Raw genomic sequence first — 1,926 nt, 5'->3', positions numbered from 1 at the left:
ACCACTGCAGGAAGGTGCCATTCGAATGCTGGAACCGGCCCGAGTTCTCGGGGGTGAGGTTGTCGATGTTCTTGATCAGTCCGGTGGCGGCCTGTTCCGGGGTGATGTAGGTGTGATCGCCGGGGAAGTCCTTGGTCAGGTCGGTGGCGACCATGCCCGGATGGAGCATGAGCACGCTGATGCCGTTCTTGGACAGGTCGTGGTGCAGGTTCAGGCCGGCCATGTTGGCGGCGGCCTTGGAGATCCGGTAGCTGTACATGCCACCGGAGGTGTTGTCGCCGAGGGATCCGACCCGGCTGGTGACGATGCCGACCTTCGCGCCCTCGTTGAGCAACGGACGCACTGCTTCGATCGTGCGCAGCGGTCCGAGGGTGTTGATCTCGATTTGCTTGCGGACCAGGTCGTAGTCGATCGCGCCCAGTTCGTCGAGCCACATGACCCCGGCAACATGGATCAGGGCGTCCAGTTCGGTTCCCGCTGCAGCGAGCCGTGACGCGAGCGCCTCGACCGATTCCTGCGATGTGACATCGACGTTCGGCTCGACGGTGATGCCGTCGGCGGTGAGGTCGGCGCCGTCGAACAGGCAGGCGGCGATGACGTCATCGCCGCGCTCGTGCAACTGGCGGACGATCGAGTGAGCGATGCCCTTGTCGGCACCGACGACCAATACTGTGGACACTGTCCAAACTTCCTTTCAGGCGAGGACGCCGGCGGTGGCGTCCTGCTCGGTTCCGATGATCTTCTGTGCAGCGAGCGAAGCGATTTCGTCGTTGCTGTAGCCGATTTCTGCGAGGATCTCGCCGTTGTGCTGGCCGAGCAGCGGCGCACCCCTGGGTGCATCCGGGACGGTGCCCAGGAACCGGGCCGCCACTCGTGCCTGCCGCAGACGCCCGGCTACGGGGTGCTCGGATTCGACGATGATCTCGGCGGCCTTGACCTGCGGGTGTTCGATGACCTCTGCCCGCGTGAGGATGGGTGCGGCCGGCACGTCGAAGGTGTCGAGCAGCGCCAACCACTCGGCAGAGCTCTTGTCCAGCAGCACAGATTGGATGAGTTCCAAACGCTCATTGATGTGCTTCGATCGACCCACCGGGGTGGAGAACCGCTCGTCCTCGATCCACTCGGGGTGACCGAGTGCCTTGCACATGCTCTGCCATTCGCCGTTGCTGTTCGTGGCGACGGTGATGTAGCCGTCCGCGGTCTGGTAGATCAGGTCGATGAAGCTGCCGCCCTGCGACAGCGGCACCGGCTGGTCCGGGAACGTGTAGGCGCCCATGTCCGATGCCCACAGGAACGACAGCACCGCCTCGAGCATCGAGAGCCGGATGTGCTGTCCCTCCCCGGTGCGTTCGCGGGCGAACAGTGCCGCCGAAAGTGCTTGGGAGGCAACAATGGCGCTGAGTTTGTCGGGGAGGATCGTGCGGATCAGGCGGGGCCGTTCCTCATCGGACCCGGCCTGCACGGTGGTCAGGCCGGTCAGGGCCTGAATCAGCGAATCGTAGACCCGCTGGCCCGCGGCGGGGCCGCGTTCACCGAATCCGCTCATCGAAAGATAGATCAGCCGAGAATTGAGCGGGGCCAGGTCGTCGTATCCGATGCCGAGGCGCTCGACGACGCCCGGCCGGAAGTTCTGCACCACGACATCCGCCGTGGCGACCAACTTCTTCAGCACCGCAACACCTTCCGGTGTCTTCAGGTCGAGGGTCAGGGACCGCTTCGACCTGTTGACGTTGACGAACATCGCCGACATGTCGCCGGAACGATTGGGCAGGGAGCGGACGTGATCGCCCCTGCCGGGCACCTCCACCTTGACGACGTCCGCGCCCTGGTCGCCGAGGATGTCCGTGGCCCAGGGGCCCGACATCATCGAGCACAGGTCGACGATCTTGATTCCGGTCATGGGGCCGCTCATGAAGGGCACCTTTC

At 64.6% G+C, this 1,926-nt stretch carries 2 protein-coding genes; both read right to left on the bottom strand.

The genetic code is table 11. The features are described 5' to 3' along the window. Positions 1-679, bottom strand: a 679-nt coding sequence (locus ACFWAY_RS53640) for an SDR family oxidoreductase (protein ID WP_378459016.1), incomplete at its 3' end; no start/stop codon positions are given. A gap of 15 nt (positions 680-694) precedes the next feature. Further along, positions 695-1,926, bottom strand: a 1,232-nt coding sequence (locus ACFWAY_RS53635) for a CaiB/BaiF CoA transferase family protein (protein WP_378459015.1), incomplete at its 5' end; no start/stop codon positions are given.

It is taken from the genome of Rhodococcus sp. NPDC059968, assembly GCF_042738615.1.
Classification (GTDB): domain Bacteria; phylum Actinomycetota; class Actinomycetes; order Mycobacteriales; family Mycobacteriaceae; genus Rhodococcus_F.
Note: the sequence above shows the minus strand (reverse complement) of the source record. Positions and strands in the feature narration are given on the sequence as shown.